The sequence below is a fragment of the Bradyrhizobium sp. 25ACV genome (assembly GCF_054863005.1).
In genome coordinates this window covers 48,759-73,657 of record NZ_JAVAYO010000026.1, presented here as the reverse complement: position 1 = coordinate 73,657, position 24,899 = coordinate 48,759, and the positions used below count along the sequence as shown (strand labels likewise).

Here is a 24,899-nt window from a genome sequence, read left to right as displayed (position 1 = left end):
ACAAATGCGAAATTGTTGCGCGGATTCTGGCTGCGCCGCAAGCGCCTCGCGTCTGCCGCGATTGCCTTTCCATGGCGTGCCGGGAAGCCAATGCCGTCGAACACCATACGCACTCTTGCGTGCATATGAGTTCAAATTTCGGCTCCGAATACCGTAACCCATTTCGGAAACGAGAGATATTACTCTCGCCGTAGTTGTACGTAACCTCGGCCTTCACGATGGATTAAAGGCCGTGGATTACAATCTACGATAGTTTCCGAACGTATTTCGCGCATTTCATTTCCGCATTCTGGCAACCGACGAAGCCGTCTCCCCCAACCGGCCATCAGCACGAGACCTCTCATGTTCAAATCGATCGCGAACACCGGAATTCGCACCCGGCTGCTCGGCGGCTTTGCGTTGATCTGTGGCCTGCTCGCGGCGACCGTGATCTACACCGTTGCCGCCGTCTCGGACATTTCGTCGCGGATCAGGGCGGTGGTGGACCAGCGCGCGCCGGTCGCGATCGCGAGCACAGAGCTCGTCGGCAATCTCTATTCCACGCTTTCGACGCTGCGCGGCTACCTGCTGACGGGCGACGCGCAGGGCAAGCGCGACCGGGCCGCCGTCTGGGCCGAGCTCGATCGCACGGCCGCCGCGGTCGACCGCATGGCGGAGGGCTTTTCCAATCCGCAGAACAAGACCAACTGGAGCGAAGCCAGGGCGCTGATGGCGGAATTCCGCCAGGCCCAGGACAAGGCCGAGCTGGCTGCCTTCACCCCATCGGCCTATCCGGCGAGCGAGCTCCTGGCGAAGGAGGCCGCGCCGCTGATCGCGACCATGTTCGCCGAGATCACCGCGATGATCGACGAGGAGGAGGCGCTGGAGGCGACGCCGCAGCGCAAGCGTCTGCTCAAGACTTTTGCCGATGTGCGCGGCAATCTTGCCGCCGCGGGATCGCAATTGCGCCTGTACGTGGCCTCGGGCGAGGCCGCCGATCGTGACAAGTTCGAAAAGCCGCTGGCGACCTTCAGGGCCGCGCTCGCATCGGTCGGCACCCAGGCGGATCTGCTCACCGAACGGCAGGCGACCGCTTACCGGGCCATCGTCAAGGCGAATGAGGCCTTCACCCCGCTGCCGCAGAAGATCTTCGCGCTCCGCCAGACGCCGCAATGGAACATGCCGGTCTTCATCCTGTCGACCGAAGCCGCGCCGCGCGCCGCCCGCATCCTCGATCTGCTCGACGGCCGCAAGGATGCCGACGGCAAGCGCTCGGGCGGTCTGAAGAGTGACCAGCAGTCGAAGCTCGCCGACGACGCCCGCAATGTGGCCGACGCGGTCGAGCGGTTGCTGCTGCTGCAATGGATCCTGCTCGCCGCGGGGCTTGCGCTCGCCACGGTGATTGCGATCCTGGTTGCGCGCTCCATCACCCGTCCGATCGTCGAGCTGGTGAGCGATTCCGCGCGCCTGTCCGGCGGCGACACAAGTGTCGAATTCAGGACCGCCGAGCGCGGTGACGAGATCGGCGTGGTCTCGCAGGCGGTGGCCAAATTCCGCGACAATGTGATCGCCCAGCAGCAGGCGGCGGCGTCTCTCGCGCGCGAAGCGGAAGCGCGCGAAGCCGCCAACCGCAACATGGAGGACGCGGTCGAGGATTTTCGCGCGACCTCGCGCGACCTGCTCGCGCTGGTCGGCGAGAACGCGGGCACCATGCGGCAGACCGCGGAGAGCCTCGGCGGCATCGCCAATCATGCGACGAGCCAAGCCGCGTCCGCAGCGACCGCCTCCGAACAGACCGCGGTCAACGTCCAGACCGTCGCCGCGCCGGCCGAGCAGCTCGCGGGTTCCATCGTCGAGATCGGCCGGCAGATCGAACTGTCCAACAAGACCGTGCGCTCCGCGGGCGAGGTGACCGCGCGCTCGGAGAGCGAGATCGAGGGGCTCGCGCACGCCGCGCAAAGCATCAGCTCGGTGGTCGATTTGATCCAGGCGATTGCGGCCCAGACCAACCTGCTGGCGCTCAACGCCACCATCGAGGCCGCCCGCGCCGGCGAGGCCGGTCGCGGCTTTGCCGTGGTCGCGTCCGAGGTCAAGGCGCTGGCCGACCAGACCCGCAATGCGACGCAAGAGATCGCCCAGCACATTGCCGCGATCCAGAACTCGACCGGCAGCGCGGTCGCCTCCGTCAAGGAGGTCGCAACCGCCATGCGCCGGATCGACGAGGTGACCGCGGCGATTGCCAGCGCCGTGGAGGAGCAGGGCGCGGCGACGCGGGAGATCTCGCAGAACGTCCAGATGGCGGCATCGGGAACGCAGACGCTGGCAACCAGCATCGGCACCGTCTCCGGCGCCATTGCGGAAACTAACCGCTCGGCCGACGATGTGATGGGGGCCGCGAACCAGGTTTCGGGGGCGGCCGAGCACCTCGCTACCGAGGTCCAGGCCTTCTTCGTCCGGCTGCGCACCGGTCCGACGGAACGGCGCAGCAGCCGCGACGCGGCCTGATTCAATCGGTCAGATATTCCGGATAATGGCTCCGGATCTTGTCGAGCTCGCTCAGCGTGCCTGACAGATGCTTGCGCAGATGCTGTTGCGCGGCGTCGGCGTCGCCGGCCTCGATCGCGCGGGTGATCAGCTTGTGGTGACGGACGATGTTCTGGGCCTTGCCGGGCGAGGGCAAATGCAGCCGGCGCAGCCGGTCGATATGTCCGCTGCGGCTGCGCACCAGCGTCCACAGCTCCTGCTTGCCGGCCGCGGCATAAAGCTGCGCGTGAAAATCATTGTCGGCGGCGATGAAGCTCTCGAAGTCCCCGGCTTTCGCGAATTGCTGCTGAAGCGCGATCACATGGTCGAGGCGGAGGACCAGGGCCTGGTCATGCTGCTCTGCGAGCAGCCGGACGATTTCGAGCTCGAGCGCCTGGCGCAGGAAATGGGCCTGTTCGGCGCGGCCGACATCGACCCGGCTGACCACGGTCGCGTGCTGCGGAAACACGTCCACCAGCCCTTCTTCCTCGAGCCGCATCAGGGCGTCGCGGATCGGCGTCGAGCTGACGCCGAATTGCGCGGCGAGATCGGTGCGCGACAGCGGCGAGCCCGGGGGCAGTTCGAGCGCGAGAATGGCGTTGCGCAGCCGCTCGAACACCTGCGGCGCGGCCTGCCGAGCCCGGTCGAGCGGCGCCCCCCGGCGGGCGGTCGCGCGGGACGCGGAATGGGCGGTTTCCATGCGAGGAGCTCCGGGAGGCTTGCCTTTGGTGCACTAATGCATTAGTGCATCAGCAGGATCGCTCGTCAATGGCGGCCGGAGGAAACGAACAATTATGATCAAGCAATTCCAGCGTGGCGCTGCCGCCATCGCCCTGATCGTCGCAACCGTGCTGGCGGCTTCGCCGGCGCGTGCGCAGCAGAAGTCCGAGATCGCGCTGTCGCGCCAGCCCGGCATTTTCTACATGCCGAGCCACATCATGGAGAAGCTGAAGCTGATCGAGAAACACGCAGCTTCACTCGGCCTCGCAGGCATCACCACCAAATGGATCACCTTCTCGGGCGGCGGCGCGCAGACCGATGCGCTGCTCGCGGGCGGCGTCGACATCCTCAACACCGGCACCGGCAATCTTCTGCTGCTGTGGGACCGCACCCGCGGTGGGGTGAAGGGCATCGTCGCGACCTCGGCGCAGCCGATGACGCTGATCAGCCGCGACGCCAACATCAAGTCGATCAAGGACTTTGGCCCGGCGGACAAGATCGCGGTGCCGACCGTCAAGGTCTCGACCCAGGCGATCGTGCTTCAGATCGCGGCCGCCGAGGCCTTCGGCGCCGATCAATGGTCGAAGCTGGACGCCAACACAGTTCAACTCGGTCATCCCGACGCCTATGCGGCGCTGTCCAATCCCAAGCACGAGGTGCACAACCACTTCTCGATCCCGCCGTTCACCTTCCTGGAACTGAAGAACGTGCCGGGCGCGCATATCGTGCTGTCGTCGCCGGACGTGATGGGCGGGCCGCTCAGCCAGGCGCAGTTCTTCACCACCACCAAATTCGCCGAGGCCAATCCGAAGATCATCCAGGCCGTGCGCGACGCCACCAAGGAAGCGCAGGCCCTGATCCGCAGCGACACCAAGCAGGCGGTCGAGATCTACAAGGAGATCACCGGCGACAAGACCTCGGTCGAGGAACTGCTCGATCTGCTCAAGGAGCCCGGCATGATGGAGTGGAATCTCGAGCCGCAGGGCACGATGAAGTTCGCTGCGCATCTGTTCAAGACTGGCACGCTGAAGAGCCAGCCCAAGGCCTGGACGGACTACTATCTGCCCGTCGCGCACGATCTGAAGGGCAACTGATGGCGCTGCTCGACGTCAGCTCCGTGACGCTGCGCTACAAGACCTCCAGCGCAGTCGTCACCGCCACCGAGAGGGTGAGTTTCACGGTCGACAAATCCGACCGCTTCGTGCTGCTCGGTCCCTCCGGCTGCGGCAAGTCGACCCTGCTCAAGGCCGTCGGCGGCTACATGACCCCGAGCGAGGGCCGCATGACCATCGGCGATCGCGAGATCCACGGTCCCGGCGCCGACCGCATGATGATCTTCCAGGAGTTCGACCAGCTCCTGCCCTGGAAGAGCGTGCTCGCCAACGTCATGTTTCCGCTGCTGACCGCGCGAAAGCTGTCGCGCAGGGACGCCGAGGCGAAGGCACGGGCCTATATCGAGAAGGTCGGCCTCACCCGCGTGGTCGATGCCTATCCGCACACGCTGTCCGGGGGCATGAAGCAGCGCGTCGCGATCGCGCGCGGCATGGCGATGGAGCCCGACATCCTCTTGATGGACGAGCCGTTCGCGGCGCTCGACGCCCTGACGCGCCGGACCTGCCAGGACGAGCTGCTCCAGCTCTGGAGCGAGACCAAATTCACCGTGCTGTTCGTGACCCATTCGATCGCGGAAGCGATCCGCATCGGCAACCGCATCCTGCTGCTGTCGCCGCATCCCGGCCGGGTCAAGGCTGAGGTAATCGACGTCGACAAGGTCTCGAACGAAGACGGCAGCGCCGGCCGGCTGGAGAAGGAGATCCACGATCTCCTGTTCGCCGGCGAAGCCACCGCGCATTGAGGAGCCTCTGATGGGCGAAGCCAAGATATTGCTGCGGGCCGAGCCTGCCGCCGCCAGTTCAGCCGCGGGCGAGGTCGAGCGCAAGCTGAGCGTGCTCGAGCTGTTGTGGAACGACGGCTTCGTCCGCAAGTCGGTGATCATCCTGTTCCTGGCGGCGGTTTGGGAAGCCTACGGCGTCGCTCTCGACAATCCGCTGTTGTTCCCGACGCTGCACGATACCGCCATCACGCTGTTCGACCGCGTCAAGGACGGCACCATTCCGATGCGGGCCTGGACGTCGCTGAAAGTGCTGTTCATGGGCTATTCGGCCGGCATCGCGCTCGCCGCGATCTTCACGGTGCTTGCCATCTCGACCCGCATCGGCACCGACTTCCTCGAGACTGTCACGGCGATGTTCAATCCGTTGCCGGCGATCGCGCTGTTGCCGCTCGCTTTGATCTGGTTCGGACTCGGCAATGGCAGCCTCGTCTTCGTGCTGATTCATTCGGTGCTGTGGCCGGTCGCGCTCAACACCCATTCCGGCTTCAAGAGCGTGTCCAACACGCTGCGCATGGTCGGCCGCAATTACGGCCTGCGCGGATTGCCTTACGTGGCAAAGATCCTGATCCCCGCGGCGTTCGGCTCGATCCTGACCGGTCTCAAGATCGGCTGGGCCTTTGCCTGGCGCACGCTGATCGCGGCCGAGCTGGTGTTCGGCGTGTCCTCGGGGCAGGGCGGCCTTGGCTGGTTCATCTTCGAGAACCGCAATCTGCTCGACATACCCGCGGTGTTCGCGGGCCTCTTGACGGTGATCATCATTGGGCTCTTTGTCGAGAACCTGATCTTCCGCGCCATCGAGCGGAATACCGTGCAGAAATGGGGCACCCAATCATGACCAAGAAGAAAATAACGCCCGACCAGCTCCGCAGCGCGCGCTGGTTCGCGCCCGACGATCTCCGCTCGTTCGGCCACCGCTCCCGCACCATGCAGATGGGATACGCGCCGGAGGAGTGGAAGGACCGCCCGATCATCGCGATCCTCAACACCTGGTCGGATGCGCAGCCGTGCCACATGCACTTCAAGTCGCGCGTCGACGACGTCAAGCGCGGCATCCTGATGGCGGGCGGCCTGCCGATCGAGCTGCCGGCGCTGTCACTGTCGGAATCGCTGCTGAAGCCGACCACCATGCTCTATCGCAATCTGCTGGCGATGGACGCGGAAGAGTTGCTGCGCAGCCATCCCGTCGACGGCGTGGTGCTGATGGGCGGCTGCGACAAGACCACGCCGGCGCTGCTGCTGGGCGCGACCTCGATGAACATCCCGGCGATCTATTTGCCGGCCGGCCCGATGCTGCGCGGCAACTGGAAGGGCAAGACGCTCGGCTCCGGCTCCGACGGCTGGAAATATTGGGACGAACGCCGCGCCGGAAAGATTTCCGACAAGGACTGGCTCGACATCGAGGCGGGCATCGCCCGCAGCTACGGCACCTGCATGACCATGGGCACGGCCTCGACCATGACGGCGATTGCCGAAGCGATCGGCATGACGCTGCCCGGCGCCTCCTCGATTCCCGCCGCCGACGCCAATCACATCCGCATGGCCAGTGAATGCGGCCGCCGCATCGTCGAGATGGTGTGGGAGGATCTGACGCCGAAACTGATCCAGACCCGCAAGGCGTTCGAAAATGCCATTGCGGTGGCGATGGCGATGGGCTGCTCGACCAACGCGATCATCCATCTGATCGCGCAAGCCCGCCGCGCCGGCCTCGACATCGGCCTCGACGATTTCGAGAAGGCCAGCCGCAAGGTGCCCGTGATCGCCAACGTGCGGCCGAGCGGCGATGCCTATCTGATGGAAGACTTCTTCTATGCCGGCGGCCTGCCGGCGCTGATGGGCCAGATCAAGCCGCATCTGCATCTCGACTGCATCACGGTGACAGGAAAGACCGTCGGCGAGAATATCGAAGGCGCCGAAGTCCACAACGACGACGTGATCCGCGGAATCGACAACCCCATCTACAAGGAGGGCGCGCTGGCCGTGCTCAAGGGCAATCTCGCGCCCGACGGCTGCGTGATCAAGCCGAGCGCCTGCGCGCCGCGCTTCCTCAAGCACACCGGGCCGGCGCTGGTGTTCGACGATTATCCGTCGATGAAGAAGGCGGTCGACGATCCCAATCTGGATGTCACCGAGGACCACATTCTGATCCTGCGCAATGCGGGGCCGCAGGGCGGGCCGGGCATGCCGGAATGGGGCATGCTGCCGATCCCGACGAAACTGGTGAAGCAGGGTGTGCGCGACATGGTGCGCATCTCGGATGCGCGCATGAGCGGCACCAGCTACGGCGCCTGCATCCTGCACGTCTCGCCGGAATCCTACATCGGCGGCCCGCTGGCGCTGGTGCAGAATGGCGACCGCATCACGCTCGACGTCGCCGCGCGCACCATCAATCTCGACGTCCCCGAAGCCGAGCTGGAAAAACGCCGCGCGACCTGGAAGCAGCCCGAGCGCCGCTTCGAGCGCGGCTATGGCTGGATGTTCACCAAGCACATCAAGCAGGCCAATGACGGCTGCGACTTCGACTTCCTCGAGACCGATTTCGGCGCGCCGATCGGCGAGCCGTCGATTTATTAGTCCCACCCACCGTCGTTCCGGGATGGTCCGAAGGACCAGACCCGGAACCTCGAGATTCTCAGGTGCGCAATTGCGCACCGCAGTTCGGCTTCGCCGCCCCGGAATGACGAAATAGAGAGAGTGAGATGTCCAAACTTTCCGAAGCCACCCGCACAAAGCTCAAATCCGTCTCCACCGCCACCGTCGCCACCGCGCTGTTCAAGCGCGGCCTGCGCATCCAGATGATCCAGGACGTGCATCCGCTCGGTGCGGACCAGCCGACCATGGTCGGCGAGGCCTTCACGCTGCGCTACATGCCGGCGCGCGAGGATCTCAACACCATCGACGTGTTCAAGGACCGCTCGCATCCGCAGCGCAAGGCGGTGGAGGATTGCCCGGCAGGCAGCGTGCTGGTGATGGACAGCCGCAAGGACGCACGCGCGGCTTCGGCCGGCGCGATCCTGGTGAAGCGGCTGATGAAACGCGGCGTCGCCGGCGTCGTCACCGACGGCGGCTTTCGCGACTCCGCCGAGATCGCCAGGCTCGGCATCCCCGCCTATCACCATCGCCCGTCGGCACCGACCAACCTCACGCTGCACCAGGCGATCGAGATCAACGTTCCCATCGGCTGCGGTGACGCTCCGGTATTTCCCGGCGACATCATCCTCGGCGATGCCGACGGCGTGATCGTGATCCCCGCGCATCTCGCTGATGAGATCGCCAACGAGACCTTCGAGATGACGGCGTTCGAGGATTTCGTCACCGAGGAAGTCGGCAAGGGCCGCGGTATCTTCGGTCTCTATCCGGCTACGGATCCGCAGACGCTCACCGATTTTGCGGAGTGGCGGAAGAAAAACGGCCGGTAAGGCCAGCGCTAAACGACGTCAAGAAACAGGCCGGCCACATCAAGCGCCGGCCTTTTATCACCCAGGGAGGATTTTATGAATTTCACGCGACGCAATCTCGTGGCCGGCGCTGGCGCAGCAATGGCGTCCACGCTTCTGGCCCGCGCCGCCGGCGCCCAGTCGTTCCCGTTCACGCCGAACCAGCGCTACCCCGACCCCGCCGTCCAGATCCTCGATCCCAGCTTCACAAAATATCGGCTCTACTCCTCGACGGTCGAGCAGGTCGCATCAGGCATGCGCTGGGCCGAAGGCCCCGCCTATTTCCCCGAGGGCGGCTATCTGCTGGTCTCCGACATTCCCAACAACCGGATCATGAAGTTCGACGAGAAGACCGGCCAGACCAGCGTGTTCCGCGCCAATGCCAATTACGCCAACGGCAATGCGCGCGACCGCCAGGGCCGCCTCGTCACCTGCGAGCATTCCGTCACCCGCCGCATCACCCGCACCGAGAAGGACGGCAAGATCACCGTGCTCGCCGACAAGTTCGAGGGCAAGCGTCTGAACGCGCCGAACGACATCGTGGTGAAGTCCGACGACAGCGTCTGGTTCACAGATCCCTTGTTCGGCATCAACGGCGAGTGGGAGGGCAAGAAGGAAAAGGCTGAGCAGGCCACCACCAACGTCTACCGCATCGCCAAGGACGGCAAGATCACCGCCGTCCTCACCGACCTCGTCAATCCCAACGGCCTCGCCTTTTCGCCGGACGAGAAGAAGCTCTATATCGTCGAATGGAAGGGCACGCCCAATCGCAGCATCTGGAGCTACAATGTCGGCGACGACGGCGCGCTCAGCGGCAAGACCAAGCTGATCGACGCCGCCGACCAGGGCTCGCTCGACGGCTTCCGCGTCGACCGCGACGGCAATCTCTGGTGCGGCTGGGGCTCCAACGGCGCGCTGCAGGGCGAGCCGACCGATGTCGGCGGCCGCAAGGTGTTTCAGCTCAGGGCCAAGCCGGAAGATCTCGACGGCGTCATGGTGTTCAACGCGGACGGCAAGCCGCTCGCCTTCATCAAGCTGCCCGAACGCTGCGCCAATCTCTGCTTCGGCGGCCCGAAGAACAACCGGCTTTATATGGCGAGCAGCCATTCGGTGTATGCGCTGTATGTCGAGGCGCACGGGGCGGTGTGAGGTGTTTGTGGGGCAGTAACTCGCCCCACTCAAGTCGTCGTCCCTGCGAACGCAGGGACCCATAACCACAGGGAGCAGTTTGGCGAAGACTTGCAGTTCAGAAGTCTTCGCCGGTACGTGCACCGTCTAATCTAGATATATCACGCGGTATGGGTCCCGGCGTTCGCCGGGACGACGGCTGTGGGTGTGGCTACACTCCGGCCTCCGCCATCCCCGCCGCCCACAGCGCGAACGCATAGACGATCGCGACCTCATCCAGCCGGTCGAACCGGCCCGAGGCGCCGCCATGACCGGCGCCCATGTTGGTGCGGAGCAGGACCGGGCCGCCGCCCTTCATGGTGGCGCGCAGGCGCGCAATCCATTTCGCCGGCTCCCAATAGGTGACGCGCGGATCGGTCAAGCCGCCCATCGCCAGGATCGCTGGATAGTCCTTCGCCGCGACATTGTCATAAGGCGAGTAGGACAGGATCGTTCGAAAATCCTGCTCGCTCTCGATCGGGTTGCCCCATTCCGGCCATTCCGGCGGCGTCAGCGGCAGGGTGTCGTCGAGCATGGTGTTGAGCACGTCGACGAACGGCACTTCGGCGACGATGCCGGCGAACAATTCCCCGGCACGGTTGGCGACCGCGCCCATCAGCATGCCGCCGGCCGAGCCACCATGTCCGACGATGCGTTTTGCGCTGGTGTACTTCGCGGCGATCAGCGCCTGCGCGCTGGCGGCGAAATCGTCGAACGAATTCGTCTTCTTCTCGCGCTTGCCGTCGAGATACCAGCCCCAGCCCTTGTCGGCGCCGCCGCGGATATGGGCGATGGCGTAGACGAAGCCGCGGTCGACCAGCGACAGGCGGTTGGCGTTGAAGGACGCCGGCATCGCCATGCCGTAGGAGCCGTAGCCGTAGAGCAGCAGCGGCGCCGTGCCGTCGAGCTTGAGCCCGCGGCGGTAGAGGATCGACACCGGCACCTCGGCGCCGTCATGCGATTTCGCCGTGATGCGCGTGGTAACGTAATCGGCCGCATCGTGGCCCGACGGAATCTCCTGGCGCTTGCGCAAGGTGCGCGTGCGCTTGACCATGTCGTAGTCATAGACTTCCGACGGCGTCGTCATCGACGAATAGGCAAAGCGCAAATTCGTCGTCTCGAATTCGTAGGAGCCCATCGTATCCAGCGAATAGGCGGCCTCATCGAAGGCGATGGCATGCTCCTCGTTCGAGGCGAGATCGCGGATCACGATCGCCGGCAGCGCATTGGCGCGCTCCAGCCGCACCAGATGGCCGGCATAGAGATCGAGGTCGATGAGGTAGATGCCGGGACGATACGGGATCAGATCGCGCCAGTTCTTGCGCTCGGGCGAAGCAAGCGGCGCGGTGACGATCTTGAAGTCGATGGCGTCGTCGGCATTGGTGAGGATGAAGAGCTGGTCGCCGCGATCGGCCAGCGAATATTGCACGCCTTCCTCGCGCGCCGCGACCAGGCGCGGCGGCGCCTCGGGGTTGGCGAGATCGATCAGGCGCTGTTCTGAAGTCTCGTGATCGCCGCCGGCGATCACGCAGAAGCGGCCGCTGGTGCTCTCGTGCAGATGGGTGAACCAGCCGGCATCCTGCTCTTCATAGACCAGCGTGTCGTCGGCCTGCTTGGTGCCGAGCCTGTGCCGCCACACCTGCATCGGCCGATGATTGTCGTCGAGCTTCATATAGAAGAAGCTCTTGCAGTCCGCGGCCCAGACCACGCCGCCATCGGTCTCCTCGACCACGTCGTCGAGATCCCTGGCCGTTGCCCAGTCGCGCACGCGGATCGAAAAATATTCCGAGCCCTTGGTGTCGGCGCTCCAGGCCTGCAGCTTGTGATCGTAGGAGTGCCGGCTGCCGCCGAACCTGAAATATTTGTGGTCCTTGGCGAGCGCATCGCCGTCGAGCACGATCTCGCCGTCGCCGCCGTCGCGCGGCATGCGCCCGAACAGCTCGTGCTGTCCCCCCTCGCGAAACCTGCGGAAATAGGCGAACGGGCCGTCGGGCGAGGGCACGCTGGAATCGTCCTCCTTGATCCGCCCGCGCATCTCCCGCACCAGCGTCTTCTGCAGGGATGCGGTGTGGCCGAGCAAGCTCTCGGTGTAGACGTTCTCCTCATCCAGATATTTGCGGATGTCGGGATCGAGCACCTTGGGATCGCGCAGCACCTCCTGCCATTTCGCGTCCTTCAGCCAGGCATAGTCGTCGGTCACGGTGATTCCGTGCCGCGTGAAGGAATGCGGCCGGCGCGGGGCGACGGGGGGCTGGGAAGGGGTTTTGGCCTGGGTCACTCGGTCCTCATCTCAATACGTGTTCCATCTTATATCGTCCCGCTTCCACGAATTGCCAGCACGACTCCGCCAAGCCTGCCGGGTTGTTGACCGGCCCCTTGTATGCTTTACGGACCAAAATCCCCGCCGCCGGTCCAGCCTGATGCTGTTCAACTCCTACCCGTTCATCCTGTTGTTCCTGCCGGTCGTGCTGGCCGGCTATTTCTGGCTCGGGCGGCGCAGCAATCTCACCCCGGTGATCTGGCTGGCGCTGGCCTCGCTCACCTTTTACGCCATCGGCAACTGGCAGTTCGTGGCGCTGTTGCTGCTGTCGATCGCCTTCAACTACGGCGTCGGCCATCTCCTGATCGTCGCGGAGCTCGGCCCGTCGCACCGCAAGGCGGCGCTCGCGCTTGGTGTCGTCGGCGATCTGCTGGTGCTCGGCATCTTCAAATATGCCGGCTTTGCTGCCGAGAACATCAACACGCTGTTCGGCTCGCATCTTGCGGCTCACATCCTGCTGCCGGTCGGCATCTCCTTCTACACCTTCACGCAGATCGCGTTCCTGGTGGACGCCTATCGCGGGCAGGTCGCGGCTTATGCGCTGCCGCATTACGCGCTGTTCGTGACCTATTTCCCGCATCTGATCGCCGGGCCCATTCTCCACCACAAGGACATGATCCCGCAATTCGAGCGGAAGGAGACGAAGCATCCGGACGGACATCTGATGTTGTGCGGTGTCATCATCTTTGCCATCGGCCTGTTCAAGAAGACATGTCTCGCCGACGGCATCCAGCCGCTGGTCGCGCTCGCCTTCGAGGCGCGCTCGCCGAGCTTCGACCAGGCCTGGTGTGGTGCGCTCGCCTATACGTTCCAGCTCTATTTCGATTTCTCCGGCTATTCCGACATGGCGATCGGGATCTCGCTGATGTTCGGCATCTTCCTGCCAATCAACTTCGACTCGCCCTACAAGGCGACCAGCATTGTCGAGTTCTGGCGTCGCTGGCACATGACGCTGTCGCAATTCCTGCGCGACTATCTCTACATCCCGCTCGGGGGCAACCGCCACGGCCGCCTGCTGCGCTATGTCAATCTGATGGTCACGATGCTGCTCGGCGGGCTCTGGCACGGCGCCGCCTGGACTTTTGTCATTTGGGGCGCACTGCACGGGGCCTATCTCTGCGTCAATCACGCCTTCAACGCCCTGATGCCAACCATTCCGTCGGCCCTTGCGCGCCCGGCTCGCATCGCCGGAGCAGCGCTGACGTTCCTCGCCGTCGTCGTCGCCTGGGTGTTCTTCCGCGCCGAGAGCGTCGCCTGGGCGCTGCGTGTGCTCCACGCCATGGCCGATCCCTCGAACATCGTTTTCGGCCGCGAGGAGATCGCGGCGCTGGTGCTGATCTCCATCTACGCCGCGTTGGTGTGGCTGGCGCCGAACACGCAAGGCATCTTGGGATACGATCATGCCAACCGCCGGGTCGGCGAGAATTTGCGGGCAGGGCGCATGCGGCCGCTGTTTCTCTACGGCGCGTCGCTGGTGCTTGCATTTGGGATCCTTGGCATCCAGAGCCACAGCGAATTCATCTATTTCCGGTTCTGATGCACAGGCCGTTCACCAGTCTCAATCGCCTTCTGCTCGCGAGCATCGCATTCGTGCTTGGTGCGGCCGTGCTCACCTATTTCGTCGATCCCCTGCAGCTGTTCCGCTCCTCGCGCGCCGCCTTCTATTCCGACGATACGCGCGTGCAGAATGCTGGTCTGATCCGCAGCCAGTCTTTCGACACCGTTTTCATGGGCACCTCGCTCGCGATCCATTTCCGCCAGAGCGACATCGACCGCGCGCTCGGCGGTCGCTCGCTCAAGCTGGCGATGACCGGCTCCAACTCGCGCCAGCAGGGTTTCGTGCTGGAGCAGGCGATCGACCGCGGCGCAAGGCGCGTAATCTGGGCGATGGACGATTTCATCTTCGTCGATGCGGCCGACATCGAGGCCGATCCTTATCTGTCCGTCGATCTCTATCGCGGGACGGCCAAGGGCATCGCGGCCTATCTGTTCAGCGCCGCGATGGCGAAAGAGTCCCTGTTCACGCTGCTGCGGTCGGTCCCGCCGTTGCAGGGGCCGCTGACCCGCGCGGCGCCGTTTCTGCCCGTCAAGTTCGCGCTGGCTGATGTCGACGACATTTACGCGCTGCCGCGTGATTTCGACGTCGCGCGCGAGTACAATGCGAAGAGGACGCTCGCCGCCTTCGCCTACATCACCAGCCCCGTACGCAGCCGCTTTCTCGGCGAAGGCTACGGCTATGAGGCCATGGCCAGGCATTTCGAGCGCGATGCCATCGGCCTGATCGCGCGTCACCCCGACGTGACCTTCGACATCTACTTCCCGCCCTATTCGATCCTGCAATTCGTCGCGATGCGCGATGCCTCGCCCGAGACGCTGAAGATCGTCACCGATCTGACGGCACTGATGGCGCAGCGCCTGACGCAGCTACCCAACGTCCGCCTGCACGATTTCCGCGCGATCAAGGCGGTGACGCACGATCTCGATAATTACGGCGACGTCATCCACCATTCGCCTGTGGTCGATGCGATGGTGCTGCAGTGGCTGGCGAGCGGGGAGCATCGGGTCGATCCGAAGCAGCCGCTTGCGTCACTGGAGGAGTTGAAGGCGCAGGTCGAGGCCTATTGCGTGGCGAAGCCTTAGCAAACCACTCCGCTGTCGTCCCTGCGAACGCAGGGACCCATAACCACAGGGAGGAGTTTGGCGAAGGCAAGTAGTGAAGGAACCTTGCGCGGTACCGTGATCGCGCCTTATCGCGAGATCACGCGGTATGGGTCCCTGCGTTCGCAGGGACGACAGCGGAGTGTGAGGCGCGGCGGCGCCTCTACACCGCCACCTCGTCGCCGAGATACGCGACCGCCGCTTCCAGGCCGCCCTTGCCGTGCGGGATCTTCAGGGCGTTCAGGCCGATCTCGATCACCCCTAACGTGCCGAGCAGCATCGGCGCGTTGACGTGGCCCATATGGGCGATACGGAAGGCCTGGCCCGAGAGATCGCCGATGCCGGTGCCGAGCACGACGCCGCACTTGTCCTTGCAATAGCGTTGCAGCACCGCGGGGTCGTGGCCGTTGCTCATGGTCACCGTGGTCACGGTGTTGGAGCGCTCGTTGGCCTCCGCCACGTTGAAGCCGAGCACCTGGCCTTCCGACCATGCGCCAACCGCGCGGCGTGCGGCTTCGCCGAGCAGGCTGTGGCGGCGGAAGGCGTTCTCCAGGCCTTCCTCGTGCAGCATGTCGATCGCCTTGCGCAAGGCGAACAAGAGATGCACCGGCGCGGTGCCGGCGTATTTGCGATAATTCTCGGTGCCCTCGCGCTCGCTCCAGCTCCAATAGGGCGTCGACATGTTGGCCTTCTTGTGCACCTCGAGCGCGCGCGCATTGGCAGCGACGAAGCCGAGGCCGGGGGGCGTCATCAGCCCCTTCTGCGAGCCGGACATCGCAACATCGATGCCCCATTTGTCCATCTCGAACGGCATGCAGCCGAGCGAAGCGACGGTGTCGACCATGTAAAGCGCGGGATGGCCGCTCGCCTTGATCGCCTTGCCGATCGCCTCGATGTCGTTCTGCACGCCCGAGGCGGTGTCGACCTGGACGACGACGACGGCCTTGATGGTGTGCTCCTTGTCGCGGCGCAGGCGCTCCTCGACTTCGTGCGGCCGCACCGCGCGGCGCCAGTCGCCCTTGAGCACCTCGACCTCGGCGCCCATCAGGGCTGCCGCATTGCCCCAGCCGATCGCGAAGCGCCCGCTCTCCAGCACCAGCACCTTGTCGCCGCGCGACAGCACGTTGCTCAGTGCCGCTTCCCAGGCGCCGTGGCCGTTGGCGATATAGATGTAGGACTTGCCCTTGGTCGCAAACAGTTTCGAGATGTCACTGAGCAGGCTCTCGGTCAGGTCGAGCATCTCCTTGGAGTAGATGTCGATCGCCGGACGATGCATCGCCCGCAGCACCTCGTCGGGCATCGTGGTGGGCCCGGGGATGGCCAGAAATTCCCGGCCCGCGCGAACGGTCATTGCTGTTGGTCCTTGTTGCTTGAGAACGGACTGGTGGGTTTGCTGATTCACGTTTTACGCGCCGTGAACCCCCAAGAAAAGCACGCAAAACGCAGGTCTGGGGCTCTCATCTCTTGGTCTCGCGGCAGCCGGCGGCTTCCGCCTCCTCGACCGAGCAGAACCAGCGGGTGCCCTTGCTGATCTTCATCTTGATCTGGGTGTACCAGCGGCTGGTCGGCTGGTGAAAGATGCATTCGCCGGCGCTGTTGACGTTGCCCTTGATGGTGCAGTCGGGGGAAGGCGCCACCGGTCCCGAGGCCGAGGCGAGCAGCACCGCATGCGCCCCGTCGGGCGGCTTGGTGGCGCCGAGGATGGCGGTCTTCTTGTTGCGGACGCGCCAGTCCCAGGGCGCGATGAAGGCGCCCTGCCACATCCCGGCTTTAGCCTCACGCGCAGCGGCCTCGTCGGGCTCGTAGTCCTTGGAGATGCGGGTGTAGGCCAGCGCCCAGCCGCTGCGCACCAGCCATTTCTGGATGTCCTCGCCGCCGACCTCGCAGCGCGCCACAGTGCGGCCGCGCCGGTCGATCGAACGGGTGTGGCAGACCCAGCTCTTGCCCTCGGCGTATTTGGCGAGCTCGTCGCGCGCCGCGACGCCGCAGGTCCAGCGCTCGCTCTTGGTGTTGAGGCAGAGCTGGTCGACCGCAGGCGCGTCGATGCCGCCGAGCCGGATCCGCGTGTTGCCGATCACGACGGCATCGCCGGCGCGGACTTTTGCGGTGCCGGTGATGTCGGCGGCCTCGGCCAGCGACGGGAGAGCGAGCAAGGACAGCGCAATCAGGATCTTTCGCAGCATGCCGTTCCGCGTGTGATGAAAATCTCGATAGATCGCGCAATTGTGGTCGGCTTTTGGCCGCCCGGCCAGCGTATGCCTAACAAACGGGCTTTCAACTTCCCGTCATCGTGGAAGGTCACTCGGCTCGTGTCCCGGACGCGGTGCGGCGTGCAACGCCGCTCCGCAGAGCCGGGACCCAGAAATTTACAGACACATCTCGCAGAGGCATAGGCCCCGGCTCTGCAGCGCACCGCCGAAGGGGCGCTGCGCTGCGTCCGGGGCACGGATACAGTGTCCCCTCACCCCCGCGACATCGCCCGCTTCGCCACCGCCAGCCCCATCAGCACGAACGCCGACGTCACCTCCGGCCCGCCCACCAGGATCCGCGTCGGCGTCTTCATCTTGTTCCACTCATAGGCGCGGAACGGGCCGCGGCGGCCGCCTTCGCCCAGACTAGCGACGATCACGTTCAGCGCCGGCGCGAAGGCGCGCGGGTCGGCGCCGAGATGGCCGAGCGCGATCAGCGCCAGTGCCGCGTCGAACACGTTCATCTCCGCCGCCATCAGCTCGCCCTTGACGTAGGACAGCACGCGATGGCGGATGAAGTCGAAATCGCCGGCGGGATCGATCGCGGCCTGCGCCGCCAGCGGCAGCGCCAGGAACGCCGCATAGCAGCGGCCGAAATAGGCGCTGTAAAGCTCAGGCAGATAATAGATGTGCGAGCGCGGGTTGGCGAAGGCGCCGCTCGCCGCCAGCCGCTTCTGGAAGCCGATGATGCGATGCACCGTGGCGAGCCGCGACGGCGTCTCCAGGACTTTCCAGCGCGCGAGGTTACGAAAGCTCACCTCGAGAATGTCGAGATTGAGCGTCGGATCGAGATCGTTGCCGTAGGGACGCTCGCCCTTGAGGTTGTCGATCCAGGTCGCGACGCCGCCCTCATAGTCGATATTGTCGTTGAGCGGCACGGTCACGCGCGGTTCGTTGACGCCGGCGCGCACCTGGTAGCCGGCGTAGAAATCCAGCAGCGGCTGATTGATGATCTCATCAAGGCAGCCGGCCTGCGTCGCAGCGGAGATCGAGCAGGCCGTGGTGTCACAGTCCGGCACGTAAACGCCGAAACCGAGATCCTGCTTGATCTGCGCGAAGTAGCGGGAAAAGCGCGGATGCGGTGGGGGCGCCAAGGCGGTGACGACGTTGAAGCGCGCGCCGTCGATGCCTTCGACCTCCTCGCGGCTGATGTTCACGCAGAAATCCACCATGTCGGCGATGGCGCGCTGGGCCGCGATCTTGTCGGCCGGCGAGGCGAGTCCGGTCTCGCCATAGCTCAGCAGTGCCTCGATGAAGAACGCATCGTAATAGGCCGAGCGGTGGCGGATCTGCACCGGTTCCCACATCGGCTCGGCGACCCCTCGCCAGGGCGGATTGACGACGGCACGCGCTGGCGTGCGCGCGATGAAGACACGGGCGAGGTTGAACAGCAGCGAGGAATTCTTGTAGCCGCGCGCATTGAGGCCCGTGAGCGCCATGATCAGCTCGCGGCCGCGGAAATCAGGATCGCCGATCAGGTTGAAGGCGGCGTAGGTCGGCAGGAAACCGTTCTTGCGGTACGAGCCGAGCAGATGCTGCGCGCAGTCTCGGATCACGCCGTCGATCTGCGCCTCTGGCGGCGCGGAGCCGGTGAACATCGCCGGCGGCGGCTTGGGATGGTCGAGCGCGATGCTGTCGACGAGATCGGCGACCGGCTGGCCGACCGCTGCCCAATCGGGCTCGGCCTCGTCGCGGGCGCGCGCCAGCGCCTCGCGCAACGCCGTCAGCTTGGCCTCGTCGCGCAGCTCGGGCAGTCCAGCCCGCCGCAGCAGCACCCGCAACGCGGGATTGCCGAGCGCGGTCTTGTAGAATTTGGCCAGGTGCGGATCGCCGCTGGCCGTAACAGACAATACGGGGTCGCACACATCGTAAAGCGAGGGTCCGTCCTTCCGGGCGGTCAGCGCCCGGCAGGCGGCGCCGGCAAAATAATGAAGGCTCATGAAATACCTGGTCGCGGGGCCTTGGTCGGGGGCCGGCACGCTCCCATCTGCGCGACGCCCCCTGCCAAGTCGTTGAAAAGGCTACCCGGATTCGCAGGAAATACAAATGTGATGAAGGTCACGGAAAAAGCCGGCACGAAGGCTGCATGATGGAGGCTCGAAAAGGGGTGCCGGGGGCAAAACCGCACAAATCTGGCCTGGAGAATTAACGAACATCTTCAGCCACTTAGTTCAATTTTTGGGCAATCTATTGCCGGGGAGGCGATATCCGGTTAAGGGTTTGTTTGGTGCGGCGCCGCAAATTGCGCGCAATTCGGGGGCACATCCCCGGCCAATCCCTCAAACCTAAAGACGCTATCGCGCTACTCAAACAGTGTGCGCGCGCTTGGCTGGTCTTTGGCACTGACAGGAATGAAGCGAGATGAATGTTAGGCAGCTCGACATTTCCCGACGCACGATCGCGTTGGCCGCGGCCCTCATCGGCACGGTGTCGCTCGTGATCGGCGCCCATGCTGCTCTCAACATGCGCGCGATCGACGCCGCCAAGGCCGTCTCGACCGACCAGATCACGGGCTCGATCGCCCAGACCTCGCGCCTCGCCCTCGTCATCGGCAATGGACATTATCCCGACGCCAGCGCGCCGCTGACGCAGTCGATCAACGACGCCCGCGCGCTGTCCTCGTCCCTGCGCAAGAACGGTTTTGACGTCGACATGGTGGAAGACGCGACCAAGGACGACATGGTCCGCGCCGTCAATCGCCTGAAGTCCCGGATCAAGCGCGACACCGTCGTCATGCTGTTCTTCGGCGGCTACGGCGTGCAGGCCGGACGCGAGAGCTACATGCTGCCGGTCGATGCCGTGATCTGGAAGGAAAGCGACGTCCGCCGCCAGGGTGTCTCGATCGACGGCGTGATCGACATGATGAAGGAGCAGGGCGCCAAGGCCAAGCTCGTCGTCGTCGATGCCTCCCGCCGCAATCCTTACGAGCGTCGCTTCCGCTCCTACAGCCACGGCCTCGCGCCGATCAGCGCGTCCGACAACGCGCTGATCCTGTCCTCCGCTTCGCCCGGCAAGGTCGTCGACGACGGCAAGGGCGAGCACAGCGTGCTGGTCAGCGAGTTCCTGAACAACCTCAGTGCGAAGGGCAGCGCCGAAAGCGTCTTCAACAAGACCCGCGTCGCCATCTCCCGCGCCAGCGAAGGCGATCAGGTCCCGACCGTCTCCTCCTCGCTGCTCGAAGACGTCCACTTCGGCGAAGCCGGCGGCTAGTTTTTTCGCTGGCCTTGTAGGGTGGATTAGCGAAGCGTAATCCACCACTTCTTTTTCATCGCGCGGATAGCAAAGAGGTGGATTACGCCTTCGGCTAATCCACCCTACGGCATGCGTGCATGCGCACGATCGCGGCTGAGACTACTTCGCCGCTTCCGCGGCCATCACCGGGCGCACCGGATCGCCTTCGCGCAGGAGCGCGCCGGCGCGGGCGACGACGACATCGCCGTCGTTGAGGCCGTCGCGGACCTCGATATTGCCGCCCGACATCAATCCGACCTCGACACGCTTGGTCTCGACGCGGTTGCGGCGGATCACCTGCACGACGGTGCCGGCGGATGAGTATTGCACGGCGGTCAGCGGCACCGCGACGTTGCAGCTCTGCCCGGACTTGATCAGCGCGCGTCCGCTCGCCTTCAGCAGCAACCGCTTCTGCGAGGAGATGCCGATATAGACCATGCCCTGCTGGATGTTCGGCTCCACGGTCGGGCCGATGCGGCGCACCTTGCCGTCGATGTCGCCGGCGCCCGCGATCCGCACGGTCGCCGGCTGATTGACCGCGAGCTTGCGCATGTCGGTGGTCGCCACCAGACCGACGAGATCGTATTCACTGCGCGCCACGATCGTGAACAGGGCCTCGCCCTTGGCCGAGGCAAAATTTCCGATCTGCGCGGTCGACGTCGCGATCACGCCCGCCACCGGCGCGGTGACCTGCAGCGTGCCGCCCTCGGGGAGCGCCAGCCGCGCCAGCACCTGGCCGGCGGTGGTGGTGTCGCCGGCCTCCGCCAGCACGTCGGTGACCTTCAGGCCCGGCCGCTCGGGCCGCACCGACGTTTCCTCCCGCGCGATGATCGTGCCGGTGGCTTCGACGATGTCGGAGAAGCAGGACTTTGCGACTTTCAGCACCGTGACAGCCGGCCCCTTGGGCGCGTCGTCATCGGCGGCTCCGGCCGGATAGGGACCGAGGATGAGCATGCCGGTGACGGCTGCGGGATACAGGCTTCGAGCAACGGCACGGGACAAATGACGCATCGGAAATTCCACGGGGCTATGCCTCCAATCGATAGCAGATGGCAGCCGTCCGGACTATGGCAGCGTTGCCCCAAAAAGGAAGGCCGCACCGCCGCAGGCCGTCGCAGCAAGTCTTTGATTAGTCGCAGGATTGGAGAACAGGTTCGCATCTGCCGGGCGGCGCACGACTGCCAAAAGTGCCGTCGATCACGGTCCTCTCATCTGTCAACGGCACAGGTCGCGGCGCGGCCGTAAACGGCCCGTCAGCCGCGGCGCTCACCCAGCAGCTTGCCGTTGGCCCGGTCGATCAAATGCAGGCGCGTGCAGGCCGGACAAGACACCGACACATGCGTGCGGTCGGCCGCCTCGTCGCCGAGCCGATGCTGCACGTTCATGCCGGTCTGCGGGCATTTGAAGACGATATGACGGTCCATGACCGATGATATGCCGGCAGGCGCGCCTTTCCGAAATTGCGGATGATTACGTAGGTCGGTGGTGGCGCCCCCTCACGGCAGGGTCAGGAACTCCACCCAGTTCGGCTTCTTGCCGGTGGGGTAGGATTTCAGCCTGGCCAGCGCGCCGCTGCCCTGGTCGATCGCATAGACCGTCATGCTGTCGGAGAGCTCGCCGACCGCGGCGAGGTAGCGCCCCGTCGGATCGATGTGGAAGCCGCGCGGCTGCTTCTCGGTCGGCACGCTGCCGATCGTGGTGAGCTTGCCGCTGGCTGCATCGACCTTGTAGGCGGTGAGCGTGTTGGTGGTGCGCTCGGAGGCGTAGAGGAAACGGCCGTCCGGAGTGATGTGGATGTCGGCGGCCCAAGGCTTCTTATCAGACTCTTTTCCGTTGAAGCCCTCGGGCAGTGCGGTGGTGCGCTGGATCTCGTCCCATGCGCCGCTCCTGGCCTCATAGGTGAACGCCGCGACGTCGCCGTTCAGCTCGTGGATCAGATAGACGAACTTGCCATTGGGATGGAATACGAAGTGCCGCGGCCCGGACTTCTCCGGCACCTTGTGGGCCGGAGGGTCGTTCGGCGTCAGCGTGCCGGCCGTGGCATCGAACGCGAAGCCCAGCACCTGATCGGAGCCGAGATTGGTCGCGAACGCGAAGCGGTTGTCGGGCGAGGGCAGGAAGGCGTGCGCGTTCGGCCCGGTCGGGATCACCTGCTTCGGCTCGCCGGCGACGCCGTTTGCAACCAGCGGATTCAGCGCGACCTTGTTGCCGCCATAGGAGGCGCTGAACAGGAATTTTCCGCTGCGGTCGACGGCGATGTTCGCCATGCTGTCGGCGAGCGGTCCGTTGCCGATAGGACTGAGCTGGCCCGTCTTGGGATCGATCGCAAAGCTGACCGCCTGGAATGGCTGCGAGCGGATGCCGGCGATCAGCACGCGGTGGTCGGGCGTGATCGCGAGCGGCGTCGAGGAGCCGGGTTTGTCGACGCCCTTGAAGGCGGCCGTCTGCACCGGAATCATCTCGCCGCTCTCGGTCATCTTGAACACGCTGATGTCGTTGCTGTCGGCGTTGCCGACATAGGCGAAGGTCTCGGCCATGCCGGCGTGGACTCCAGAAATGAGAGTGAGGGCTGCGAACAGGGTGGTGGCGATCGCAGCGCGTGGCGCTTTTTTGGATGCGATGCGTCGGGTCGATCTCAACATGGGCTCCTCCTGAGGGCCGGTCGCGGCCTTGTCTTTTGCCGGCGAGGATAGCGGGCGGCGCGCCGCCGCACCAAATTCCAGTTGGGATTGATCGATGCCGAAATTGTATCGGTCGCCGGAGAGGGGCTAGCGCATCGCCGCGGTCCGGGAGGGCAGATGCGGGCTGGACGGATGCGCGGGTGGTCCGAGCACGGTCCAGACGGCGACCGCAACCAGAGCGGACGTCAGGATGGTCCAGGCGATGAGTCGTTTCCGCATCTGGTCGAATCCGTCGCTGTCATGAAGTCGCGGGGCACCGGAATCGTGCACTGCAAACCGCGGCAATCCTATGAACTCGTTCACAGGCGAAAACGGCTGGCGCAAGGCGAACCAATGCCACGCGAGCGCATTGAACCGGCATGCCCCGTGAAAACGATCTCGAAGGTAAGCCCGACATGGGCGGCAAGCATGGCGGTCAAGCCGGCCAGCCCAAGTCGCCGCCGCGCCCGCATCATGGCGAACACGATGAGGACGTCGTGGCAAAGCGCCACACCGGTCAAACCGATCACGCCTCGCCGCCGACCAAATCAAAATAGCGCCTCGCGGCATGGTCGTGCCGCGCCGCGCGTTGGGAACGGCAGCGTCGCTGTGCCGTTACCCCGGTCCCGCGGGCGTGAGAGATCAAAACGGAGGCTGGCTCGTGTTTTGGATTTATTGGAACACCGCCTGGTCGCTGATCATCAGCGGCATCATGGTCGCCACCATCGTCAGCCACCCCGACGCGGAGTTCGTCGAGATCACCGCGGCAAAACAGAAGCTCTGAGCCCGCTATCTTCCAGTCGCAAGCGCGGACGTCCCGGGGCTTAACGTCGAAGAGAAGTACACATCAGTACTTCGCGATTATCGGCCCGCCCCAGCGATAATTCACGCCAACTTTGACGGTATCGATGCTCAGGTGCAGGTCCACCGGAACGGGTCCCGGAGCCAGCGTACCTTGCGGAGCGCGTGTCGTGCCGAAGCCATAATGCATGTATTCGACTTTGGCACTCCAGTTCGGCGTGAACCCATATTCGACACCTGCGCCAGCGGAGTATCCCCAGCGGTCTGCATCATTCACTCCGGTCGTGCCGGCGAAGGCTCCGCCAGCCGGCGTCAACGCCGAGTAGTGCTCGTTGGCGTATGCGCCACCGGCGGTCCCGTAGAGCAGCACTGGACCGGCGGCCCAACCGATGCGCCCACGAAGTGTTGCCAGCGCACGAGTGTTCGATGCGCAGACAAACGCCGCGCCCGGGCAGCTTGTTGAACCGCGGATATTGGCCCAATCGGCATCCCCCTCGACGCCGAGCACGACAGCTCCGGTCTGCCAGTTGTAGCCGAGTTGGCCCCCAGCCAAGCCGCCCGACGGGCTGGACGAGGTGTCAGGATTTCCGGGGGCAGTCAGCTTAGATGACGCCCAGCCGTAACCGCCATTGGCACCGATGTAGAAGCCCGTCCAATCGTAGACCGCCTGCTGCATCGGGGGTGCTTTGACGTATGGGCGCGATGCAAGGTCAGCGCCCGATGCCGCCCCCGTAAACCAGGCAATCGAAAGTAATCCAGCTCCCACGATCGCGAAGCGACGCATTCCCACCCCCCAAAACCCAATGCTTTCAAGAGAGTCCATAGCATGGAACTTTCGAGGTGCGACAGAATGCCGTACTTTGAGTTGTAATTTCCAGTGGAGTGTTGCCAAAATGCAGCGCGTGTAGCTGGCCCGTCGGCCAAGCTACGGGTCGCCCTCGGTCTCTGCTTGATGAACATGTCGCATACTGGCCCGTGGCCGCCGTACGCTCAAACGGTCGCGACGTCCGCTTGCGGGGGGTGAGCCGAGCAGGCCATCTAGCGAGCGCGGGCCTGTTCTCGTTCTTCTGTCGTAGGTAGGCGATCTCGCATGCAGAGTTTGCCGCCGCCGTGCATGCCCTTAGTGGCGGACACATGCCAGCCGGGCCTCGTGTAGTGTCGTTGTGCCATCGGATCGGGAATCCAGCCCGGCGAATATGACCCACGGTACACGCGGTGATTACTGAAGCAGTAGACACCAACAGGCGTGTGCCGAGTACACGG

The 24,899-nt window shown here is 64.7% G+C and carries 22 protein-coding genes; 11 read left to right on the top strand and 11 right to left on the bottom strand.

Features of this window, described 5'->3' with window-relative positions; translation table 11 throughout:
• Positions 1–342 precede the first annotated feature (342 nt).
• On the top strand, positions 343–2,484 hold the full coding sequence (locus RAD04_RS37115; protein ID WP_461627741.1) for a methyl-accepting chemotaxis protein: 2,142 nt from the start codon (positions 343–345) through the stop codon (positions 2,482–2,484).
• A gap of 1 nt (position 2,485) precedes the next feature.
• Here the strand turns inward: RAD04_RS37115 and RAD04_RS37110 are convergent, their stop codons facing one another.
• Positions 2,486–3,202, bottom strand: coding sequence for a GntR family transcriptional regulator (locus RAD04_RS37110; RefSeq protein WP_461627740.1), 717 nt, complete (start codon positions 3,200–3,202; stop codon positions 2,486–2,488).
• Between the two features lie 94 nt (positions 3,203–3,296).
• Here RAD04_RS37110 and RAD04_RS37105 point away from each other — a divergent pair, with 94 nt between their 5' ends.
• The 6 genes from RAD04_RS37105 to RAD04_RS37080 all read left to right on the top strand — a co-directional run bounded on the left by RAD04_RS37105 (position 3,297) and on the right by RAD04_RS37080 (position 9,699).
• Entirely contained in the window at positions 3,297–4,316 is a 1,020-nt protein-coding gene (locus RAD04_RS37105) for an ABC transporter substrate-binding protein (RefSeq protein ID WP_092263098.1), read from the top strand.
• Positions 4,316–5,077, top strand: coding sequence for an ABC transporter ATP-binding protein (locus tag RAD04_RS37100; protein ID WP_018321609.1), 762 nt, complete (start codon positions 4,316–4,318; stop codon positions 5,075–5,077). The genes RAD04_RS37105 and RAD04_RS37100 overlap by 1 nt, the downstream gene beginning before the upstream one ends.
• Positions 5,078–5,087: 10 nt before the next feature.
• Positions 5,088–5,951, top strand: a complete 864-nt coding sequence (locus RAD04_RS37095; RefSeq protein ID WP_104463974.1) for an ABC transporter permease — start codon at positions 5,088–5,090, stop codon at positions 5,949–5,951.
• Positions 5,948–7,687 (top strand): L-arabinonate dehydratase, encoded by a 1,740-nt coding sequence (gene araD / locus RAD04_RS37090; protein ID WP_461627739.1) that lies wholly within the window; start codon positions 5,948–5,950, stop codon positions 7,685–7,687. The genes RAD04_RS37095 and araD overlap by 4 nt, the downstream gene beginning before the upstream one ends.
• Positions 7,688–7,812: 125 nt before the next feature.
• Positions 7,813–8,532 carry a ribonuclease activity regulator RraA gene (locus tag RAD04_RS37085; RefSeq protein ID WP_461627738.1) on the top strand — a complete coding sequence of 240 codons (720 nt, stop codon included), beginning with the start codon at positions 7,813–7,815 and terminating at the stop codon, positions 8,530–8,532.
• A 75-nt stretch (positions 8,533–8,607) separates the two neighbouring features.
• Positions 8,608–9,699 (top strand): SMP-30/gluconolactonase/LRE family protein, encoded by a 1,092-nt coding sequence (locus RAD04_RS37080; protein WP_461627737.1) that lies wholly within the window; start codon positions 8,608–8,610, stop codon positions 9,697–9,699.
• Between the two features lie 190 nt (positions 9,700–9,889).
• On the opposite strand, the gene RAD04_RS37075 is transcribed toward RAD04_RS37080, so the two are convergent.
• Positions 9,890–11,995 (bottom strand): S9 family peptidase, encoded by a 2,106-nt coding sequence (locus RAD04_RS37075; RefSeq protein ID WP_461627736.1) that lies wholly within the window; start codon positions 11,993–11,995, stop codon positions 9,890–9,892.
• 142 nt (positions 11,996–12,137) lie between these two features.
• On the opposite strand from RAD04_RS37075, the gene RAD04_RS37070 reads away from it, so the two are divergent.
• The gene (locus tag RAD04_RS37070; protein WP_461627735.1) at positions 12,138–13,574 is read left to right on the top strand and encodes an MBOAT family O-acyltransferase; all 1,437 of its coding nucleotides are present in this window, start codon (positions 12,138–12,140) and stop codon (positions 13,572–13,574) included.
• Entirely contained in the window at positions 13,574–14,677 is a 1,104-nt protein-coding gene (locus RAD04_RS37065) for a hypothetical protein (protein ID WP_461627734.1), read from the top strand. The genes RAD04_RS37070 and RAD04_RS37065 overlap by 1 nt, the downstream gene beginning before the upstream one ends.
• Before the next feature lie 181 nt (positions 14,678–14,858).
• Here RAD04_RS37065 and RAD04_RS37060 read toward each other — a convergent pair whose 3' ends face one another.
• The 3 genes from RAD04_RS37060 to RAD04_RS37050 all read right to left on the bottom strand — a co-directional run bounded on the left by RAD04_RS37060 (position 14,859) and on the right by RAD04_RS37050 (position 18,884).
• Positions 14,859–16,046 carry a pyridoxal-phosphate-dependent aminotransferase family protein gene (locus tag RAD04_RS37060; protein ID WP_461627733.1) on the bottom strand — a complete coding sequence of 396 codons (1,188 nt, stop codon included), beginning with the start codon at positions 16,044–16,046 and terminating at the stop codon, positions 14,859–14,861.
• A gap of 106 nt (positions 16,047–16,152) precedes the next feature.
• Entirely contained in the window at positions 16,153–16,878 is a 726-nt protein-coding gene (locus RAD04_RS37055; RefSeq protein ID WP_461627732.1) for a thermonuclease family protein, read from the bottom strand.
• Between the two features lie 278 nt (positions 16,879–17,156).
• On the bottom strand, positions 17,157–18,884 hold the full coding sequence (locus RAD04_RS37050; protein WP_461627731.1) for a hypothetical protein: 1,728 nt from the start codon (positions 18,882–18,884) through the stop codon (positions 17,157–17,159).
• A 421-nt stretch (positions 18,885–19,305) separates the two neighbouring features.
• Between RAD04_RS37050 and RAD04_RS37045 the strand changes: the two genes are divergently transcribed.
• On the top strand, positions 19,306–20,154 hold the full coding sequence (locus RAD04_RS37045) for a caspase family protein (RefSeq protein WP_091966504.1): 849 nt from the start codon (positions 19,306–19,308) through the stop codon (positions 20,152–20,154).
• Positions 20,155–20,295: 141 nt separating this feature from the next.
• Here the strand turns inward: RAD04_RS37045 and RAD04_RS37040 are convergent, their stop codons facing one another.
• The 5 genes from RAD04_RS37040 to RAD04_RS37020 form a co-directional block, all read right to left on the bottom strand.
• Complete coding sequence (locus RAD04_RS37040; RefSeq protein WP_461627730.1) at positions 20,296–21,186, bottom strand: efflux RND transporter periplasmic adaptor subunit; 891 nt, start codon at positions 21,184–21,186, stop codon at positions 20,296–20,298.
• Positions 21,187–21,428: 242 nt separating this feature from the next.
• Positions 21,429–21,599, bottom strand: coding sequence for a hypothetical protein (locus RAD04_RS37035; RefSeq protein ID WP_461627729.1), 171 nt, complete (start codon positions 21,597–21,599; stop codon positions 21,429–21,431).
• A gap of 72 nt (positions 21,600–21,671) precedes the next feature.
• A complete protein-coding gene (locus tag RAD04_RS37030; protein WP_461627728.1) occupies positions 21,672–22,817 on the bottom strand; it encodes a lactonase family protein in 1,146 nt (381 codons plus the stop codon).
• 126 nt (positions 22,818–22,943) lie between these two features.
• Positions 22,944–23,075 (bottom strand): hypothetical protein, encoded by a 132-nt coding sequence (locus RAD04_RS37025; RefSeq protein ID WP_256379454.1) that lies wholly within the window; start codon positions 23,073–23,075, stop codon positions 22,944–22,946.
• An 80-nt stretch (positions 23,076–23,155) separates the two neighbouring features.
• Complete coding sequence (locus tag RAD04_RS37020) at positions 23,156–23,365, bottom strand: hypothetical protein (protein ID WP_461627727.1); 210 nt, start codon at positions 23,363–23,365, stop codon at positions 23,156–23,158.
• 131 nt (positions 23,366–23,496) lie between these two features.
• On the opposite strand from RAD04_RS37020, the gene RAD04_RS37015 reads away from it, so the two are divergent.
• Entirely contained in the window at positions 23,497–23,619 is a 123-nt protein-coding gene (locus tag RAD04_RS37015) for a hypothetical protein (RefSeq protein ID WP_256375112.1), read from the top strand.
• Between the two features lie 63 nt (positions 23,620–23,682).
• On the opposite strand, the gene RAD04_RS37010 is transcribed toward RAD04_RS37015, so the two are convergent.
• A complete protein-coding gene (locus RAD04_RS37010; RefSeq protein WP_461627726.1) occupies positions 23,683–24,312 on the bottom strand; it encodes an outer membrane protein in 630 nt (209 codons plus the stop codon).
• Positions 24,313–24,899: the final 587 nt, after the last annotated feature.

Coding starts and splice junctions, on each gene's coding strand:
- RAD04_RS37115 (WP_461627741.1), top strand. CDS start 343: ATGTTCAAATCGATCGCGAACACCGGAATTCGCACCCGGCTGCTCGGC.
- RAD04_RS37110 (WP_461627740.1), bottom strand. CDS start 3,202: ATGGAAACCGCCCATTCCGCGTCCCGCGCGACCGCCCGCCGGGGGGCG.
- RAD04_RS37105 (WP_092263098.1), top strand. CDS start 3,297: ATGATCAAGCAATTCCAGCGTGGCGCTGCCGCCATCGCCCTGATCGTC.
- RAD04_RS37100 (WP_018321609.1), top strand. CDS start 4,316: ATGGCGCTGCTCGACGTCAGCTCCGTGACGCTGCGCTACAAGACCTCC.
- RAD04_RS37095 (WP_104463974.1), top strand. CDS start 5,088: ATGGGCGAAGCCAAGATATTGCTGCGGGCCGAGCCTGCCGCCGCCAGT.
- araD (WP_461627739.1), top strand. CDS start 5,948: ATGACCAAGAAGAAAATAACGCCCGACCAGCTCCGCAGCGCGCGCTGG.
- RAD04_RS37085 (WP_461627738.1), top strand. CDS start 7,813: ATGTCCAAACTTTCCGAAGCCACCCGCACAAAGCTCAAATCCGTCTCC.
- RAD04_RS37080 (WP_461627737.1), top strand. CDS start 8,608: ATGAATTTCACGCGACGCAATCTCGTGGCCGGCGCTGGCGCAGCAATG.
- RAD04_RS37070 (WP_461627735.1), top strand. CDS start 12,138: ATGCTGTTCAACTCCTACCCGTTCATCCTGTTGTTCCTGCCGGTCGTG.
- RAD04_RS37065 (WP_461627734.1), top strand. CDS start 13,574: ATGCACAGGCCGTTCACCAGTCTCAATCGCCTTCTGCTCGCGAGCATC.
- RAD04_RS37060 (WP_461627733.1), bottom strand. CDS start 16,046: ATGACCGTTCGCGCGGGCCGGGAATTTCTGGCCATCCCCGGGCCCACC.
- RAD04_RS37055 (WP_461627732.1), bottom strand. CDS start 16,878: ATGCTGCGAAAGATCCTGATTGCGCTGTCCTTGCTCGCTCTCCCGTCG.
- RAD04_RS37050 (WP_461627731.1), bottom strand. CDS start 18,884: ATGAGCCTTCATTATTTTGCCGGCGCCGCCTGCCGGGCGCTGACCGCC.
- RAD04_RS37045 (WP_091966504.1), top strand. CDS start 19,306: ATGAATGTTAGGCAGCTCGACATTTCCCGACGCACGATCGCGTTGGCC.
- RAD04_RS37040 (WP_461627730.1), bottom strand. CDS start 21,186: ATGCGTCATTTGTCCCGTGCCGTTGCTCGAAGCCTGTATCCCGCAGCC.
- RAD04_RS37035 (WP_461627729.1), bottom strand. CDS start 21,599: ATGGACCGTCATATCGTCTTCAAATGCCCGCAGACCGGCATGAACGTG.
- RAD04_RS37030 (WP_461627728.1), bottom strand. CDS start 22,817: ATGTTGAGATCGACCCGACGCATCGCATCCAAAAAAGCGCCACGCGCT.
- RAD04_RS37025 (WP_256379454.1), bottom strand. CDS start 23,075: ATGCGGAAACGACTCATCGCCTGGACCATCCTGACGTCCGCTCTGGTT.
- RAD04_RS37010 (WP_461627726.1), bottom strand. CDS start 24,312: ATGCAGCAGGCGGTCTACGATTGGACGGGCTTCTACATCGGTGCCAAT.